Raw genomic sequence first — 17685 nt, forward strand, 5'->3', positions numbered from 1 at the left:
AAGAGCGCCGCAAAACGGCGACGCCGGCACTCTGGCGAGTACCGGCGTCGAGCGACTGCGGCTTGCAGAGCGTGTGCGGAGCTAAGCCCCGACGATCGCGGAGCCGACGAACGGATCAACGGCCAAGGCAATGAAGAGCAGCGTCAGGTAGCTGATGGAGCCATGGAAGACCTTCATTGCGCCCTTGTTGGAGACGTCGCCACCCTGGGCGCGCTTGTACAAGGCGTGGCTTTCGTAGAGGAACCAGGCGCCGGCGGCAACGGCGACGATGGTGTAGACCCAGCCGGCCCCACCAACGGGCACCATCAGCAACGAGCAGGCAACCATGGCCCACGCGTAGAGGACTACCTGTACAGAGACCACCTTCGCGCCGGCGATGGCGCCGAGCATGGGTACGTTGGCGTTGCGGTAGTCCTCGCCGTATCGCATGGAAAGCGGCCAGTAATGGGGAGGCGTCCAGAGGAAAATCACCATGAACAGGACAATGGCGGGCCACTCGACCGTGTTGGTAACGGCCGCCCAGGCGATGAGAACCGGGAAGCATCCGGCAGCACCACCCCAGACGATGTTCTGGGCCGTGCGACGCTTCAGGATCATGGTGTAAATGACCACGTAGAAAACGATCGCGCCGAGACCCAGCCACGCAGAAAGCGGGTTGGCACCGAACCACAGGATCGCGATCGAGGCGGCACCCAGCACCCAGGCAAACACCAGGGCCTCGCGCGGCGATACTTCACCAGTGACCAAGGGCCGCTTTTCCGTGCGGTGCATGAGTTTGTCAATGTCGCGGTCGATGTAGCAGTTGAAGACGCCGGCACTGCCGGCAGCGAATGCACCACCAACGAGGGTCGCAAGAATCAGCCCGATGGACGGGAAACCGCGTTGCGCAAAAATCATGGTGGGCAGTGTGCTGACCAGGAGCAGTTCGATGACCCTGGGTTTGGTCAGAGCCAGATACGCCTTGAATTTACGGGACATTCCGATGCTTCCCCGTGCCGGGGACGCGTTAAGGGGCGTATCAGTTGTGCTCACGGCGGCAGTCACTCTGTTCTATGCTCTGGGGTTCTCGCAGCGGCTGCCGTCCCTGTTGTCGAAAGCAAACTCGGGCGCATGAACCGCTGCTGGCCTTCAAATATCATACCGTGGCGGAAAGAGGGCCGATGTCCGCAAAATACGTCAATGTTTCCGAAACTTCACTCCCCCGTGGTGCCATGGTGATTCATATAAGCGAATTTCTGTCCAGTTAGTGGGATTCCCTCAGTTACCTGACACGTTTAGGGCTAAGCTGTTGAGCAGATCAGCACACGTTGACCATCCGGGAAACCGTATTCTCGGATATCCGTGCGTCTGGATGAGAGATCAACGTTTCAATGGTGAACGGCTGGTAGACACATTGCAGCGGGCGCCATCCTGTGCTTCCTGCGTGCCGTGTCCGTACGCCTGCCGTCAGCACAGAGAGGGGCTCGGTTTTCGTGCCACATTTGGAAGAGCAAGAACTGTCATGGACCGATCTGGACAAAAAGGCAGTTGACACCGTTCGCGTGTTGGCCGCCGACGCCGTGGAGAAGGTCGGAAACGGTCACCCTGGTACGGCAATGAGCTTGGCTCCGGCAGCGTACCTGCTGTTCCAGAAGCTGATGCGTCATGACCCGAAGAACCCGGACTGGATTGGCCGCGACCGCTTTGTGTTGTCCCCCGGTCACACGTCATTGACCCTGTACATCCAGTTGTTCCTCTCCGGTTACGGCCTGGAACTGAAGGACCTCGAGGCGCTCCGCACCTGGGGTTCGCTGACCCCGGGTCACCCTGAGTACAAGCACACCGCCGGTGTGGAAATCACCACCGGCCCGCTGGGCCAGGGGCTGGCCTCCGCTGTTGGTTTCGCGTACTCCCAGCGTCGCCAGCGTGGATTGTTCGACGCCGATGCTCCCGCCGGCGAATCGCCGTTCGACCACACCATCTGGGTCATCGCTTCCGACGGCGACCTCCAGGAAGGCGTGACGTCCGAGGCGTCCTCGCTTGCCGGGCACCAGGAACTGGGCAACCTCGTGGTGATCTACGACGAGAACCACATCTCCATCGAAGACGACACCGACATCGCCTTCACCGAAGACGTCCTTAAACGCTACGAGGCGTACGGCTGGCACACCCAGCGCGTTGACTGGACCAAGACCGGTGACTACGTCGAAGACGTCCAGGAGCTCTACTCCGCACTGCAGGCAGCCAAGGCAGAGACGAACAAGCCGTCCATCATCTCGCTGCGCACCATCATCGGCTACCCGGCACCAAAGAAGCAGAACACCGGCAAGATCCACGGTTCCGCTTTGGGTGCCGAGGAAGTCGCGGCACTGAAGACCGTGCTCGGTTTCGATCCGGCCAAGTCCTTCGACGTTGACGAAGAAGTTCTGGCCCACGCCCGCAAGGTCCTGGACCGCGGCGCCGAATCCCGTGCCGCGTGGCAGAAGTCGTTCGAGGCATGGCAGTCCGCCAACCCGGATGCTGCTGCCCTGCTGGAGCGTGTGGAAGCCAAGAAGCTGCCCGTGGGCATCGACGCTGCACTGCCCGTCTTTGAGGCAGGCAAGGACGTTTCCACCCGCGCTGCCTCCGGCAAGGTCCTGAACGCTATCGGCCCGGTCCTGCCCGAGCTCTGGGGCGGTTCGGCCGACCTCGCCGAGTCCAACAACACCACCATTGAAGGCTCGCCGTCGTTTATCCCGACCTCGCGCTCCACGGATGCCTGGAAGGGCAACCCGTACGGACGTGTCCTGCACTTCGGTATCCGTGAGCACGCTGCTGCTTCGATCGTGAACGGCATCTCCTTGCACGGACGCACCCGGGCCTTCTCCGGTACGTTCCTGATCTTCTCCGACTACCAGCGCCCGGCGATCCGCCTTGGCGCTCTGATGGGTGTCCCATCCCTGTACGTGTGGACGCACGACTCCATCGGCCTGGGCGAAGACGGACCTACCCACCAGCCGGTGGAGCAGCTCGCGTCGCTGCGCGCCATCCCGGGCCTGGATGTCGTCCGTCCCGGCGACGCCAACGAGGTCTCGGCTGCATGGAAGGCCATGCTGGAGAACCACGAGAACCCGGCAGGCATTGTCCTGACCCGCCAGAACATCCCCACCTACGCCCGCGGCGAAGGCGAAGCTGCTGGTGACACCTTCGGTTCCACCGCAGGTGTAGCCAAGGGCGGGTACGTCCTTGCCGAAGCCTCCAAGGACGGCGAATCCGTTGACGCGCAGGTCATCCTGATCGGCACCGGCTCCGAGGTTCAGCTCGCAGTCCAGGCCCGCGAAGCCCTGCAGGCCGAAGGCATCGCAGCCCGCGTTGTCTCCATGCCGTGCGTTGAGTGGTTCAACAAGCAGGACGAGGCTTACCGCGAGTCCGTGCTCCCCGCTGCTGTCAAGGCCCGCGTTTCGGTCGAAGCCGGTCTGGCACTGGGCTGGCGCGAATTCGTCGGCGACGCCGGCCGCTCCATCTCCCTGGAACACTTCGGCGCCTCGGCCGACTACAAGCGGCTCTTCAACGAGTTCGGCATCACCGCCGAAGCCGTTGCCGCCGCAGCCAAAGACTCCCTCGCAGACTCCAACGCATAACAGTCTGCTTCCCTCTCACAAGGAGAAACACACATGTCTACAACTCCCACGCAGCAGCTCTCTGACGCCGGCGTTTCGATCTGGCTCGATGACCTCTCCCGCACCCGCCTGGATACCGGCACGCTGCAGAAGCTCATCGACGAGAAGAACGTTGTTGGTGTGACCACCAACCCGTCCATCTTCCACGCCGCCATCACCGCCGGCACGGACTACGACGCCACCATTGCCGCCCAGGCTGCCGCCGGCGCCAGTGTCGAAGAGACGATTTTCGAGATCACCACCACGGACGTCGCTGACGCCTGCGATCTCTTCGCCCCGATCGCCGCCGCCACCAATGGTGTGGATGGCCGAGTCTCCATCGAGGTTGACCCCCGCCTTGCCTGGGACACCGCCGGTACCATTGCCGAGGCCAAGCACCTGCACGCCAAGGTCAACAAGGACAACGTCCACATCAAGATCCCGGCAACCCTGGAAGGCCTGGAGGCCATCACGGCCACCCTCGCCGAGGGCATCAGCGTCAACGTCACGCTGATCTTCTCCTTGGAGCGCTACCGCGCAGTCATCAACGCCTTCCAGTCCGGTCTTGAGCAGGCCAAGGAAAACGGCCACGACCTTTCCAAGATCCACTCGGTGGCATCGTTCTTCGTGTCCCGCGTGGATTCGGAAATCGACAAGCGCCTTGACGCCATCGGCACCGATGAAGCCAAGGCACTCAAGGGCAAGGCCGGCGTGGCGAACGCACGCCTGGCCTACCAGGTCTACGAAGAGCTCTTCTCCACCGAGCGTTGGGCAGTGCTGGCTGAAGCAGGCGCTCTCCCCCAGCGCCCCCTGTGGGCTTCCACCGGCGTGAAGGACCCGGCCTACCCGGACACCCTCTACGTCACCGAACTCGTCGCTGCGGGCGTGGTCAACACCATGCCCGAGAAGACCCTCGACGCCACGTTCGACCACGGAGTAGTCACCGGCGACACCATCACCGGCACCTACGACGAAGCGAACGAGACCCTCAACGCCCTCGAAGCCCTCGGTGTCTCCTACAACGACGTCGTCACCCTCCTTGAGACCGAAGGCCTCGAGAAGTTCGTGGGCTCCTGGAAGGAACTCCTCGCCGACGTTGAAGGCGCACTCGTCACCGCACGGAAGGCTTCCTAACACACCATGAGCACAATCAGCTACGACGCCAGCGGTGCCGCCCAGCAGGCTATTGCCCAGCACATTGACGGCTTGGTCGAGGAAAAGATCGCCACGCGGATTTTCGCCAAGGACCACACTTTGTGGGGCCCTGACGCGGAGTCCGAATCGGCGATACGCCTCGGCTGGGTAGAAGCCGCCACAGTGTCTCAGGCTTTGGTCGGTGACATCCTGGAACTTCGCGATGCCCTTCGCGGTGAAGGGGTCACCCGCATTGTCCTTTGTGGCATGGGTGGGTCTTCCTTGGCGCCTGAGGTTATCGCCGGCACCGCCGGCGTCGAGCTGACGGTGCTGGACAGCACCGACCCCGAACAGGTCAGTGCTGCATTGGCGGACCGGCTGGCGGAGACGGCTATCGTTGTTTCCTCCAAGTCGGGCTCCACCGTTGAAACCGACTCCCAGCGACGAGTGTTCGAGAAGGCGTTCAACGACGCCGGCATCGACGCCAAGAGCCGCATCATCATCGTCACCGATCCCGGTTCGCCGCTGGATAACGCTTCCCGCGAAGCGGGCTACCGCGCAGTGTTCAACGCCGATCCGAATGTGGGTGGACGTTTCTCTGCACTGACAGCTTTTGGCTTGGTCCCGTGTGGGCTGGCCGGTGTCGACATCCAAGCATTCCTGGATGAAGCTGAAGAAGCTGCTGAGATTCTCAATGAGGATTCAGCGGACAACATCGGCCTTGCCCTCGGCGTCGCCCTGGGTGGTACCGACCCGCTGCGCAACAAGATCGTGATCGCCGAAGACGGTTCGGGCATTGTCGGCTTCGCTGACTGGGCCGAACAGCTGATCGCGGAATCCACCGGGAAGCTGGGCACCGGTGTTCTGCCGGTCGTTGCCGGTCCGGATTCCCCGGAGGCCCTTGGCGGTGCCGGGGATGTCCTGGTGGTCCGCCTGGTGAGTGCTGATGCCGACGTCGAACTTCGTGAGAACGAGGTTGCCATTGCCGGTGGGCTTCCCTCGCAGATGTTTGCCTGGGAATTCGCCACCGCGGTAGCGGGCCGTCTGCTGGGCATCAACCCGTTTGACCAGCCCGACGTCGAGGCAGCTAAGGTTGCCGCGCGCGGCCTGTTGGACGCCCGCCCTGAACCGACCCCCGCAGCGTTCACCGATGGTGCTGTGGAGGTTCGCGGCGGTGACTGGCTCGGGGACGCCTCGACGGCGAGCGAAGCTGTGCAGGCGCTCCTTGGCCAGCTCGGTGCAGATGGTTATTTGAGCGTTCAGGCCTACCTGGACCGCATTTCCCATGCACCGCTCGAAGGCATCCGTGACGAACTGGCTGCCGTCAGTGGCCGTCCGGTGACGTTCGGTTGGGGCCCGCGTTTCCTGCACTCCACGGGACAGTTCCATAAGGGCGGACCGGCAATCGGAGTGTTCCTGCAGATCACCGCAGCATCAGCTACGGATCTCGAGATCCCGGAGCGTCCCTTCACGTTCGGCCAGCTCATTGCTGCGCAGGCCTCGGGTGATGCCCAGGTCCTGGAAGGTCACGGCCGCCCGGTACTGCGCCTGCACCTCACCGACCGTGCAGCCGGCGTAGCCCAGCTCCAGGAAATCGTCTCTGCGTTGGCTAACCAAGCCAGCGCACTCGAAAGCTAAGGCACAGAACCAAACATGCCAGAAACTAAGAACGGCAGTACCCGGAATCCTTTGCGGGATCCGCGGGACCGTCGCCTGAATCGGATTGCCGGGCCGTCGTCGTTGGTGTTCTTCGGAGTCACCGGGGACCTGGCTCGTAAGAAGCTCATGCCGGCGGTCTATGATCTCGCCAACCGCGGTCTCTTGCCTCCCAGCTTCGCGTTGGTGGGCTTCGGCCGCCGTGACTGGGACAACGCCGAGTTCGCGGCCGAAGTCAAGGAAAACGTCAAGGCGCACGCGCGGACCAAATTTGATGAAGCGGTGTGGGAGCAGCTTGCCTCCGGTATCCGTTTTGTTCAGGGAGAGTTCGACGACGACGACGCTTTCGAACGTCTGGGCGATGTCCTGGATGAGCTGGATGAGACCCGGGGAACCCGTGGGAACCACGGGTTCTACCTGTCCATCCCGCCCAAAGCGTTTGAACAGGTCTGCCGGCAGCTGTCCAAGCACGGCCTGGCGCAGGCCAAGCCGGGTCAGTGGCGTCGTGTGGTCATCGAGAAGCCGTTCGGGCACGACCTTGAGTCGGCCCGGCAGCTCAATGACATTGTGGAGTCGGTATTCCCGGCTGACGCCGTGTTCAGGATCGACCACTACCTGGGTAAGGAGACGGTGCAGAACATCCTGGCGTTGCGCTTCGCGAACCAGCTGTTCGAACCGCTCTGGAACGCCAACTACGTGGACCATGTCCAGATCACCATGGCCGAGGACATCGGCACCGGTGGGCGTGCGGGGTATTACGACGGCGTGGGTGCTGCCCGCGATGTTATCCAGAACCACCTGCTCCAGTTGCTCGCGTTGACAGCGATGGAGGAGCCCATCTCCTTCAACGCCGATGACTTGCGGGCGGAGAAGGAAAAGGTCCTCGCAGCGGTCAAGCTGCCCGAGGACCTCTCCACACACTCCGCACGTGGTCAGTTCACCGGAGGCTGGCAGGGCGGCGAGGAAGTCCTGGGCTACCTGGACGAAGACGGAATCCCGGCCGATTCCAAGACCGAGACGTTCGCCGCGATCCGGGTGGACATCAACACGCGTCGGTGGAACGGTGTGCCGTTCTACCTGCGGGCCGGCAAGCGTTTGGGCCGTCGCGTGACGGAGATCGCTGTGGTCTTCAAACGCGCACCCAACCTGCTGTTCCGTGATCACGGCGAGGACGACTTTGGACAGAACGCCGTGGTCATCCGCGTGCAGCCCGACGAGGGCGCAACCATCCGGTTGGGCTCCAAGGTTCCGGGCACGCAGATGGAAGTCCGCGATGTCACCATGGACTTCGGCTACGGCCACTCCTTCACAGAGTCCAGCCCCGAAGCCTATGAACGCCTCATCCTGGACGTACTTCTGGGTGAGCCGCCGCTGTTCCCGCGCCACCAGGAAGTGGAGCTGTCCTGGAAGATCCTTGACCCGTTCGAGGAATACTGGGCCGGGCTCGATGAACAACCGCAACCCTACGCACCGGGCAGTTGGGGTCCGGCCTCGGCCGATGCCTTGCTGGCCCGTGACGGACGAACCTGGAGAAGGCCATGATCGTAGATCTTCCCGACACAACCACCTCCAAGATCTCCAAGAAGATCATGTCCCTGCGCGAGCAAGGCGGCGTGATTGCCTTGGGCCGTGTACTGACCCTGGTAGTGGTGACGAAGTCCGGGTATGAAGAAGAAGCCATCGAAGCGGCCAACGAAGCCAGCAGGGAACACCCCTGCCGGATCATTGTCCTCGCCGACGCAGGCGTTGAAGGCCCTGACCGCCTCGACGCGCAGATCCGCGTCGGTGGCGACGCCGGTGCGTCTGAAGTCATCGTCCTGCGAGGTCACGGTCACATGGCCCACGAAAGCGAATCCCTTGTGGCCGCTCTCCTGCTGCCGGACGCACCGATCGTGGCGTGGTGGCCTCACGGCGCGCCGGAAAGCGCCTGCGAGACCTCCATCGGCCGCATCGCGCACCGACGCATCACCGACTCCGCCAACGAGCCGGACCCGCGCCTGGCCCTGGAAAACATCCGTGCCACCTACAAGGCCGGCGATACCGATCTGGCATGGACCCGACTGACCAACTGGCGCATGCAACTCGCGGCTGTCTTTGACCAGGTCGATAGCGACCCTGTCTCCGCCGTTGCCGTTGAAGGCGCTTCCGATTCCCCCAGCACCCTGTTGCTGGCGGCGTGGCTCAGTCTGGCGCTGGAGGCCCCGGTCACAATTGTGGCGGACCCTGCAGGTACCGGTATCCGCCGTGTCCGCCTGACGCGTGCCAGTGGCGACGTCCAGCTCTTCCGTCCCGGCCTCTCTGTTGCCGAGCTGACCCAACCCGGGCAGCCGGCACAACGCATCACGCTCCCCCGCCGAAGCCTCAAGGACTGCCTCGCTGAAGAACTGCGGCGGCTTGATCCGGACGAAGTGTTCGGAGAAGTGATTACGATGGGACTTCCACTTACCAGTCAGAGGAGAGTCCAGACCAGTGCACGCTGAGCCCAGAGTAAGTATCCACCCCGACTCGAAGGTGTTGATGGCCGCCATAGCGGCACGTCTGATCACCAAGCTTGTGGATGTCCAGGACAAGCATGGCGAGGCCACGGTGGTCCTCACCGGCGGAACCGTTGGTATCGGGACCCTGAAGGCTGTGGCTGACTCCGCTGCCGCACCTGCCGTGGATTGGTCGAGGGTGAACTTCTGGTGGGGCGATGAACGGTTCGTCGCTGCCGACAGCGATGACAGGAACACGCGCCAGGCCCACCAAGCACTGCTAGCCCACTTGGCGGTCGACCCGGCCAGGGTTCACGAACCCGGCTCCACCGATGCATATGCCACAGCTGACGAAGCAGCAGCAGCTTACGCCCAGGAGCTCAAGGCAGCTGCTGAGGCTGAGCACGCAGCAGACACATCAGACAACAGGCCTGAGCAACCGGGAATCCTGCCGCGCTTTGACATCCTGCTCCTGGGCGTTGGACCAGATGCACACGTAGCATCGCTCTTTCCTGAGCAAGCCGGAATTCGCGAAAAGACCCGCACTGTGGTGGGCGTGGAGAACTCACCTAAGCCGCCGCCGTCGCGCATCTCGCTGACGCTTCCAGCGATCAATACCGCACAGGAAATCTGGATGGTTGTTGCCGGCGAGGATAAGGCAGGAGCCGTGGGCCTGGCCCTTGCGGGCGCCAACCCTGTCCAGGTCCCTGCAGCGGGTCCGGTGGGGCGTGCGAGGACTCTATGGCTTATCGACGAGAATGCGGCGTCACGTGTCCCCCAGCAGTTGGTCCGGAAGGACCCCGCGGGCGCGTAACCGATCCAGCGCTCCGGCCAGGGCCACTTCGGCATCCTGGCTGGAGCGTCGTTCTTTAACGTAGTCCAGGTGCGATTTGAAAATCTCATCGTCAGGTCTTTCCGGGGCCGGATTCCCGGGGTCGCGCGTGGCGGGCGAACCACATTTGGGACAGTCCCACGTCTTGGGAATCTGCTCGTCCGGCAGTTTAAGGAAAACAAGCCGCGTTTCGTGTCCCTTGGCGCACCAGTAGGGAACGCGAATACGCGGCACTTGTTGTCCGGGGCCGTGGTCGCTCTGATGTCGCGGACTGGAACCCTGGGTAACGCCTACGCGTGTGCCCCGATATCCGGACGTGCCATGAACCATTTTCGAACCCCTCGCGACTCGGTGGTGGGCCGTCACGGCCAACAGGGCAAGTCTAGTGCGAGGGGCCCGACGGCGGCAGTAGCGTTGGGTGCCCGGGACAAAAAAGGGAGGCTCCCGTCAGGAGCCTCCCTTTCCTGGTATGACTAGGAATCGCCACCGGAGGTGAATCGCATGATCAGGCCCAAGCCGATGATCACGACGCCCCACGTGATGCCAAGGATAATGGTGAAGCGGTTCAGGTTACGCTCGGCGACACCGGACGAACTCAATCCGGAGCTCATACCACCACCGAACATGTCGGACAAACCGCCGCCACGTCCCTTGTGCAGGAGGATGAGCAGAGTCAGCAGAAGGCTGGTGATGCCCAGCAGGATCTGCAGAATGACTTGAAGAACGTCCACGACGGCCTTTCGAAGAAGCGGAAATCGGGAGCCGGACTAGTCCGTGACGAGGTGGCTCTCGAACCTGACAATGTTAGCAAACTCAGCGGGGTCCAGGCTGGCGCCACCCACAAGCAATCCGTCAACGTCGCTTTCTGCCATGATGGCTGCAGCATTGTTGGCCTTGACAGAGCCGCCGTAGAGCAGTCGTGTCTTCGCTGCGACGGTTTCGTCGAAGAGTTCGGCGAGCTCAGCACGGATGGCTGCGCACATTTCCTGTGCGTCTTCCGGGCCCGCGACTTCGCCGGTGCCAATGGCCCAGACGGGTTCGTAAGCCACAACGAGTTCAGCAGCTTGCTCAGCCGTGAGGCCTTCCACACCTGCGCGAAGCTGAGCCAGGGTGTGCTCCACGTGCGTGCCCGCCTGACGGATCTCAAGGCCCTCTCCTACGCACAGTACGGGAGTAACTCCGTGACGGAAGCCGGCCTTGACCTTGGCGTTAAGAACATCGTCAGACTCGTTGTGGATAGTGCGGCGTTCACTGTGGCCCACCAGGACGTAGGCACAGCCAAGCTTGCTCAGGAACTGACCGGAGATATCGCCCGTGTAAGCGCCGGAGTCAAACTGGGACAGGTCCTGGCCGCCGTAGACGACTTCCAGCTCGTCACCCTGAACCAGCGTCTGGACACCGCGGAGGTCCGTGAACGGAGGAAACACTGCCACCTCGGTACGGCTGTAGTCGTGCTTGGCGTCGGACAGTGTCCAGGCCAGCTTCTGCAGCAAGGTGATTCCCTGGACGTGGTCCATGTTCATCTTCCAGTTGCCGGCGATGAAGGGTTTGCGGATGAAGTTGCCGTTAGCAGAGGTAGTCACATGAACTCCAAAAAAATGCGTTGAGATATGGAACGACCGGCAGGACGCGGTTGCGCCCTGCCGGTCGGTTGATGCTTAGCGGTCCAGGACGCTCAGACCGGGAAGTTCCTTGCCTTCAAGGTATTCCAGGCTGGCGCCGCCACCGGTGGAAATGTGGCCGAACTGCGAATCCTCGAAGCCGAGGGTGCGGACTGCTGCAGCAGAATCGCCGCCACCAACTACGGTGAACGCAACGGTATCCGTCAGGGCCTGCGCAATGGCGCGCGTGCCGCTGGAGAAGGCCTCGAATTCGAAGACGCCCATGGGGCCGTTCCAGAACACGGTTTTGGCACCCTCGATCTGGGCAGCGAATGCCGATGCGGATTCCGGGCCAATATCAAGCCCAATTCCGGAAGCACCAAAACGGCTGTCCTCAATGGCGTCTGCCTTGACGACCTCGTGCTCAGCGTCTGCAGCGAAACGGCTTGCGACCACCACGTCTGTGGGGATCACGAACGACGTTCCGGCATCGGACGCGCGCTTGAGGTAATCCTGGACGACAGGAATCTGTTCCTCTTCAAGGAGGCTGCCCGCGACCTTGTGTCCGGCTGCGGCCAGGAAGGTGAAGAGCATTCCCCCGCCAACCAGGATGGTGTCAGCCTTGCCCAGGAGGTTGTCGATGACTGCCAGCTTGTCCGAAACCTTGGAGCCACCAAGAACCACAACGTAGGGACGCTGGGTGTCCGTGGTGAGCTTCCGAAGAACCTCTACCTCCGTGTGAACGAGGTCGCCCAGGTACGACGGCAGGCGAGTAGCGACATCGAAGACGCTGGCGTGTTTCCGGTGGACGGCGCCAAAAGCGTCATCGACGAAGGCACCGTTTGTTCCGGTGAGGGCAACCAGTTCGTCAGCAAACGCGCCACGCTCGGCGTCGTCCTTGCTGGTTTCGCGGGCATCGAACCGAACGTTTTCCAAGACGAGAACTTCGCCGTCCTGGAGATTGGCTGCAAGCGCCCTGGCGGAATCTCCCACCGTGTCTTCGGCCAGCTGGACCGTGAAGTCCGCGAGTTCCGCCAGACGGGCTGCAGCGGGCTTCAGGGAGTACTTTTCCTCAGGTGTGCCTTTGGGGCGGCCGAGGTGGGCGGTTACGAGCACACGGGCACCGGCGTCCGACAGCTTCTTGAGGACCGGAAGGGAGGCCTTGATACGGCCGTCGTCGGTCACTGCAGAGCCGTCGAGCGGCACATTCAGGTCACTTCTGACCAGAATGTACCGCCCGCGGACACCTTCAGCGATGAGTTCGTTGAGGGTGTGAGATGTCATGTGTCTACCCTAGCCCAGCTTGGATGCGACGAGCTCCGTGAGGTCTACGAGGCGGTTGGAGTAACCCCACTCGTTGTCATACCAGGAAACAACCTTGACCTGGTTGCCAATGACCTTGGTGAGGCCGGAATCGAAGATGGAAGAGGCGGGGTCTCCGACGATGTCCGAGGACACAATGGGGGCGTCCGTGTAGCTGAGGATTCCAGCGAACTGCTCGGACTCTGCGGCAGCCTTGACGGCAGCGTTGACTTCCTCAACCGTGACTTCGCGGGAAACAGTGACCGTGAGGTCCGTAGCGGAGCCGGTGGGGACGGGGACGCGAATGGCGTAACCATCCAGCTTGCCCTTGAGTTCCGGGAGGACCAGGCCGATTGCCTTGGCAGCACCGGTGGACGTGGGGACCATGTTGATCGCAGCAGCGCGGGCACGGCGGAGATCTCCGTGCGGGCCATCCTGCAGGTTCTGGTCTGCGGTGTAGGCGTGGACCGTGGTCATCAGGCCGCGCTCAATGCCGAAAGCGTCATTGACAACCTTGGCCAGCGGGCCGAGGCAGTTGGTGGTGCAGGATGCGTTGGAGATGATGTTGTGGGCTGCGGGGTCATACAACTCGTGGTTGACGCCCATGACGATGGTGATGTCTTCGTCGCTGGCAGGTGCAGAGATGAGGACCTTCTTGGCGCCGGCATCAATGTGCTTCTGTGCGGCTGCAGCTTTGGTGAAGAAGCCGGTGGACTCGATGACGATGTCGACGCCAAGCTCGCCCCAAGGCAGGTTGGCGGGATCACGCTCAGCAAGGACCTTGATGGACTTACCGTCAACTACCAGGTTTCCATCGACAACTTCCACGGTCTGGGCGAGACGGCCGCCGACGGAGTCGTACTTCAGGAGGTGCGCGAGCGTTTCGGGGCTGGTGAGGTCGTTGACTGCCACGATCTCAAGATCTGCGCCCTGGGCCAGTGCTGCGCGGAAGTAGTTACGGCCGATGCGGCCGAAGCCGTTGATACCAATACGGGTGGTCACTATGTGTCAATCTCCTTGGTGCTCTTGCAAGCACGCCTAGTGAGTCGGATCAAATATTTCCAACTAACAGACCCCGCACGTCTTTGGGCAGAGGTGATTATCAGATCGGAGGGCGACCAGCCACGTTGCTGAAGGCTAACCGCCTTCCGTGATCCATCTTACGTTTAACTAAGCCTGCCCCCGCAACTGCGGAGGCAGGCTTTTGAGCATTTCGCCCGATTTCACGCTAAAGGTGACTTTTATTACATCTGCGTGAACCGGAACTCACCAACTAGAGGACGATGAGGCCCGTGGCGTTGGCGCGGGCGGCTTCGAAGCGCTTGGCGACGTCTGCCCAGTTGACGATGTTCCAGAATGCCTTGACGTAGTCAGCCTTGACGTTGACGTAGTCCAGGTAGAAGGCGTGCTCCCACATGTCCAGCATCAGCAGCGGGGTGGTGCCCACGGCTACGTTGCCCTGCTGATCGTAGAGCTGCTCGATGAGCAGGTTTCCACCGATGGGCTCATAGGCCAGGAAAGCCCAGCCGGAACCCTGCAGGCCCAGGGCAGCTGCGCTGAACTGAGCACGGAAAGCATCAAACGAGCCGAAGGCGTCGTCGATAGCGGCTGCGAGTTCGCCTTCGGGCTTGTCGCCGCCGTCCGGGGAGATGTTGTTCCAGAACACGGAGTGGTTGATGTGGCCGCCGGTGTGGAACGCGAGGTCCTTGGAGAGGCGGTTGATGTTGGCGAAATCATTCTTCTCGCGCGCATCGGCCAGTTGGGAGAGGGCGTTGTTGGCGCCTGCAACGTATGCCGCATGGTGCTTGCTGTGGTGCAGCTCCATGATCTTTGCAGAAATGTGCGGCTCGAGTGCTGCGTAGTCGTAGCCGAGCTCGGGCAGAACGTACTCTGTCACGAAATCCTCCAATGTAGTGGACTCACGTCCGGTTGGTAACTCTCGTTATGTCATCCGGCCAGCGGGCCGGCCGGAAATCCTTGGCGAAGCAAACTGCTCTTGCCTCCATCGGGAACAACCCGCGGTGGCCTTGCAGTATTTCCTCCGCACTTTCTCGATTCTATGGGTGCGCCCTACTCGTCCATCATTTCGGGAGTCACATTTGCCTCAGTCCCGGGAATGCCCAAATCCACCGCACGTTTATCCGCCATGGCAAGGAGCCGTCGGATACGGCCCGCGATGGCGTCCTTGGTCATGGGCGGATCGGCGAGGCGGCCGAGCTCATCCAGGCTCGCCTGCTTGTGGGCAACACGAAGCTCCCCTGCGTACTTGAGGTGGTCAGGGACGTCGTCTCCCAGGATCTCCAACGCGCGGTCCACCCTGGCGCCCGCTGCCACAGCGGCTTGCGCCGAGCGCCGAAGATTGGCGTCATCAAAGTTGGCCAGCCTGTTGGCGGTGGCCCGTACTTCTTTTCGCATCCGGCGTTCTTCCCAAACCATCAGGGCGTCATGCGCGCCCATGCGGGTCAAGAGAGCAGCGATGGTGTCGCCGTCGCGGATGACCACGCGGTCCACACCGCGAACTTCACGCGCCTTGGCCTGAATCCCCAAGCGTCGGGCTGCGCCGACCAGTGCCAGCGCCGATTCAGGGCCGGGGCAGGTCACTTCAAGGGAGGAGGAGCGACCCGGTTCGGTCAGTGAGCCATGAGCAAGGAATGCACCCCTCCACACAGCCTCAGCATCTGCAGCGGAGCCGTTCACGACCGCTGAAGGGAGACCGCGGACAGGGCGCCCACGGCCGTCCAGCAAACCGGTTTGGCGGGCCAGCGCCTCGCCGTCACGGACAACGCGGACGACGTAGCGGCTCCCCCGGCGCAAGCCTCCGCCGGAAACAACGATTATTTCACTCTGATGTCCGTAAACTTCGGCGATCGCTGCCCGGAGACGGCGTGCGGTGGAGGCAAGATCCACCTCAGCCTCGATGACGATACGTCCCGAAATGATGTGCAAGCCGCCCGCAAAACGCAGCATTGCCGAAACCTCCGCCTTGCGGACCGAAGATTTCTTGATGTCCAGCCGGGACAGTTCGTCCTTGACCGACGCAGTAAGTGCCATCGCGTGTTCCTAACTGTTCCCGAAAATATCGTGGTACGCCGCTGCCAACAGCAGTGGATCATGGACGGGGCGGCGCCTCGACGCACCTACTCTACCCAACACCACTTCGGCACCGATCATTGCAGCGGCCTTCTCAAAAGCCTTGAGATCCTGCACGGCTGCGGGATCGGCCAGGACCACGTCCACTGTGAACTCAGGCGCATAGCGGCGTAGAACGTCCAAGTGGTCCGCTGCGGTCATGCCGGAAGTTTCCTTGGTTTCCACATCCAGGTTCATGGTGAGGCAGCGTTTGGCGGCGGTGTCACCGAGGGCCCGCCGCAGCTCAGGCAGCAGCAAGTGCGGCAGAACCGAGGTGTACCAGGAGCCGGGGCCGAGGATGACCCAATCAGCAAGCTCGATAGCAGTGAGAGCCTCCACGCAGGCCGGGGCGGCATCGGGAAGGAGCCTGACTTCTTCCAGCTTTCCTGCCACGGCACATTTCGCCTGTCCCCGAACCGTCCTTAGTTCATTGCCGCCATCGGGCAACTCCACGCGGGCCTTGCCCTCAATGGTGAGGGGAACGCTGGACATGGGCAGGACCTGGCCGCGGGCGCCAAGCAGCGCTCCCGCCCACTTGAGGCCGGCAACAGTGTCCCCCAGCAGCTCCCATAACGTGACGATCAGGAGGTTGCCCATGGCGTGGTTATCCAGCGAACCGCCTTTAGCCGAACCGGCTTCGAAGCGGTGTTGCATGACGTCCCGCCACGTCCGCCCCCAGTCCGTATCGTCGCAAAGGGCGCTGAGCGCCATCCGAAGGTCTCCGGGCGGAAGGACACCGTACTCCTCACGCAGACGACCGGAACTGCCGCCGTCGTCCGCGACTGTGACGATTGCCGTCAGCTCAGAGGTGAGCAGCCGCAGGGCGGACAACGAAGCGGCCAGTCCGTGACCGCCACCCAGGGCGACCACGGAGGGGCTTTTCTTCTGTTGGCTGCCGGGAACGCCCTTGGGCGGAATGAGTGGCAGCGGTCCCGTCAGGACCCCCACTATTCGCGCCCCAGGTCGCGGTGAGTGGTGGTCACAGTGACGCGGGGGTATTGGGCCAGGCGCTTGGACAGTTCCATGGCCACCGCCACTGAGCGATGCTTGCCTCCTGTACAACCAACAGCCAGCGTGGCGTAATGCTTGTTCTCCTGCCGGTAGCCGTCCAGGACAGGCTCCAACGCCCGAACGTAACGATCCACGAACTCCTGGACACCCGCCGCGCCCAGGACATACTCGCTGACGTCCTCATCCAGGCCCGTATGGGGCCGAAGTTGGGGAACCCAGTGCGGGTTGGGAATGAAGCGGGCGTCCGCCACGAAGTTCGCATCCACGGGGAGCCCGTACTTGAAACCAAAGCTCATGACATTGAGCCGAAGTGTCACAGGGCCGGTATCGCTGAATAATTCAGTGATGGCGGTGGCCAGCCCATGGACGTTGAAGTCGGAGGTGTCCAGTACCACATCGGCGTGTTCACGCAGTTCGCGCAGGACCTCACGCTCAATCCCGATGCCGTCCAGGATCCTCCCGCCGCCCTGCAACGGATGCGGGCGGCGACCCTGCTCGAAACGGCGGACCAGGACGTCGTCATTGGCATCCAGGAAGAGGACCCGGAACGTGATGCCGCTTGCGCTCAATGCCCCCAGAGCGGTCTGGATGTCCGTGAAGAGATCCTTGCTGCGAACGTCCACCACTACTGCCAGCTTGGGAATGGACTTGGGCGCATGCGAGACAATTTCGGCCAGGGTACCCAGCATCTGCGGAGGAAGGTTGTCCACCACATACCAGCCGTGATCCTCCAAGGCGTCCGAGGCGGTGCTGCGGCCGGCACCCGACATGCCGGTTACCACCAACAGCTCAGCCTCCGGCGGCTTCACGGGCGTCAGGCCGTCCTGCTCCGTGCCGGACCCTGCCGTAGCCTCATCCATCAGTTGTCCCCGTTTCGTAGGAAGTGGTCAGTGAAAATGATCGTGGTTGCCGCCCGGGGCGCCGTGGTG

Annotated in this window: 16 protein-coding genes; 6 read left to right on the plus strand and 10 right to left on the minus strand. The window is 62.4% G+C overall.

Features of this window, described 5'->3' with window-relative positions:
• Positions 1-81 precede the first annotated feature (81 nt).
• Entirely contained in the window at positions 82-1044 is a 963-nt protein-coding gene (locus HAV21_RS05355; protein WP_142939229.1) for a heme o synthase, read from the minus strand.
• A 428-nt stretch (positions 1045-1472) separates the two neighbouring features.
• Between HAV21_RS05355 and tkt the strand changes: the two genes are divergently transcribed.
• The 6 genes from tkt to pgl are packed head-to-tail and all read left to right on the plus strand — an operon-like array spanning position 1473 to position 9695.
• Positions 1473-3599, plus strand: a complete 2127-nt coding sequence (gene tkt / locus HAV21_RS05360) for a transketolase (protein ID WP_223940309.1) — start codon at positions 1473-1475, stop codon at positions 3597-3599.
• A gap of 33 nt (positions 3600-3632) precedes the next feature.
• Positions 3633-4751 (plus strand): transaldolase, encoded by a 1119-nt coding sequence (gene tal / locus HAV21_RS05365; RefSeq protein ID WP_142939230.1) that lies wholly within the window; start codon positions 3633-3635, stop codon positions 4749-4751.
• Positions 4752-4757: 6 nt separating this feature from the next.
• On the plus strand, positions 4758-6389 hold the full coding sequence (locus HAV21_RS05370; RefSeq protein WP_166840769.1) for a glucose-6-phosphate isomerase: 1632 nt from the start codon (positions 4758-4760) through the stop codon (positions 6387-6389).
• Positions 6390-6404: 15 nt separating this feature from the next.
• On the plus strand, positions 6405-7949 hold the full coding sequence (zwf, locus tag HAV21_RS05375) for a glucose-6-phosphate dehydrogenase (protein ID WP_142939232.1): 1545 nt from the start codon (positions 6405-6407) through the stop codon (positions 7947-7949).
• Positions 7946-8887 (plus strand): glucose-6-phosphate dehydrogenase assembly protein OpcA, encoded by a 942-nt coding sequence (locus HAV21_RS05380; RefSeq protein ID WP_142939233.1) that lies wholly within the window; start codon positions 7946-7948, stop codon positions 8885-8887. Before zwf ends, HAV21_RS05380 begins: the two co-directional genes overlap by 4 nt.
• Positions 8877-9695 (plus strand): 6-phosphogluconolactonase, encoded by an 819-nt coding sequence (gene pgl, locus HAV21_RS05385; protein ID WP_142939234.1) that lies wholly within the window; start codon positions 8877-8879, stop codon positions 9693-9695. Before HAV21_RS05380 ends, pgl begins: the two co-directional genes overlap by 11 nt.
• Here the strand turns inward: pgl and HAV21_RS05390 are convergent.
• From HAV21_RS05390 to rapZ, 9 genes are all read right to left on the minus strand, one after another.
• Positions 9648-10043, minus strand: a complete 396-nt coding sequence (locus HAV21_RS05390; protein WP_142939235.1) for an RNA polymerase-binding protein RbpA — start codon at positions 10041-10043, stop codon at positions 9648-9650. The genes pgl and HAV21_RS05390 overlap by 48 nt on opposite strands.
• A 143-nt stretch (positions 10044-10186) precedes the next feature.
• Positions 10187-10444: a preprotein translocase subunit SecG gene (gene secG / locus HAV21_RS05395; RefSeq protein WP_017198454.1), complete on the minus strand. Its 258-nt coding sequence runs from the start codon at positions 10442-10444 to the stop codon at positions 10187-10189.
• 36 nt (positions 10445-10480) lie between these two features.
• On the minus strand, positions 10481-11296 hold the full coding sequence (gene tpiA / locus HAV21_RS05400; protein WP_166840771.1) for a triose-phosphate isomerase: 816 nt from the start codon (positions 11294-11296) through the stop codon (positions 10481-10483).
• Positions 11297-11371: 75 nt separating this feature from the next.
• A complete protein-coding gene (locus HAV21_RS05405) occupies positions 11372-12598 on the minus strand; it encodes a phosphoglycerate kinase (RefSeq protein WP_166840773.1) in 1227 nt (408 codons plus the stop codon).
• A gap of 9 nt (positions 12599-12607) precedes the next feature.
• On the minus strand, positions 12608-13618 hold the full coding sequence (gap, locus tag HAV21_RS05410) for a type I glyceraldehyde-3-phosphate dehydrogenase (RefSeq protein WP_089595055.1): 1011 nt from the start codon (positions 13616-13618) through the stop codon (positions 12608-12610).
• A 271-nt stretch (positions 13619-13889) separates the two neighbouring features.
• Positions 13890-14513: a superoxide dismutase gene (locus HAV21_RS05415; protein ID WP_091467344.1), complete on the minus strand. Its 624-nt coding sequence runs from the start codon at positions 14511-14513 to the stop codon at positions 13890-13892.
• A 173-nt stretch (positions 14514-14686) separates the two neighbouring features.
• Positions 14687-15667: a DNA-binding protein WhiA gene (gene whiA / locus HAV21_RS05420; RefSeq protein ID WP_062069705.1), complete on the minus strand. Its 981-nt coding sequence runs from the start codon at positions 15665-15667 to the stop codon at positions 14687-14689.
• A 9-nt stretch (positions 15668-15676) separates the two neighbouring features.
• Positions 15677-16693 (minus strand): uridine diphosphate-N-acetylglucosamine-binding protein YvcK, encoded by a 1017-nt coding sequence (gene yvcK, locus HAV21_RS05425; protein WP_142939238.1) that lies wholly within the window; start codon positions 16691-16693, stop codon positions 15677-15679.
• Complete coding sequence (gene rapZ / locus HAV21_RS05430; protein WP_142939239.1) at positions 16693-17616, minus strand: RNase adapter RapZ; 924 nt, start codon at positions 17614-17616, stop codon at positions 16693-16695. The genes yvcK and rapZ overlap by 1 nt, the downstream gene beginning before the upstream one ends.
• Positions 17617-17685: the final 69 nt, after the last annotated feature.

It is taken from the genome of Paenarthrobacter sp. MSM-2-10-13 (genome assembly GCF_011605365.1).
Taxonomy (GTDB): Bacteria; Actinomycetota; Actinomycetes; order Actinomycetales; family Micrococcaceae; genus Arthrobacter.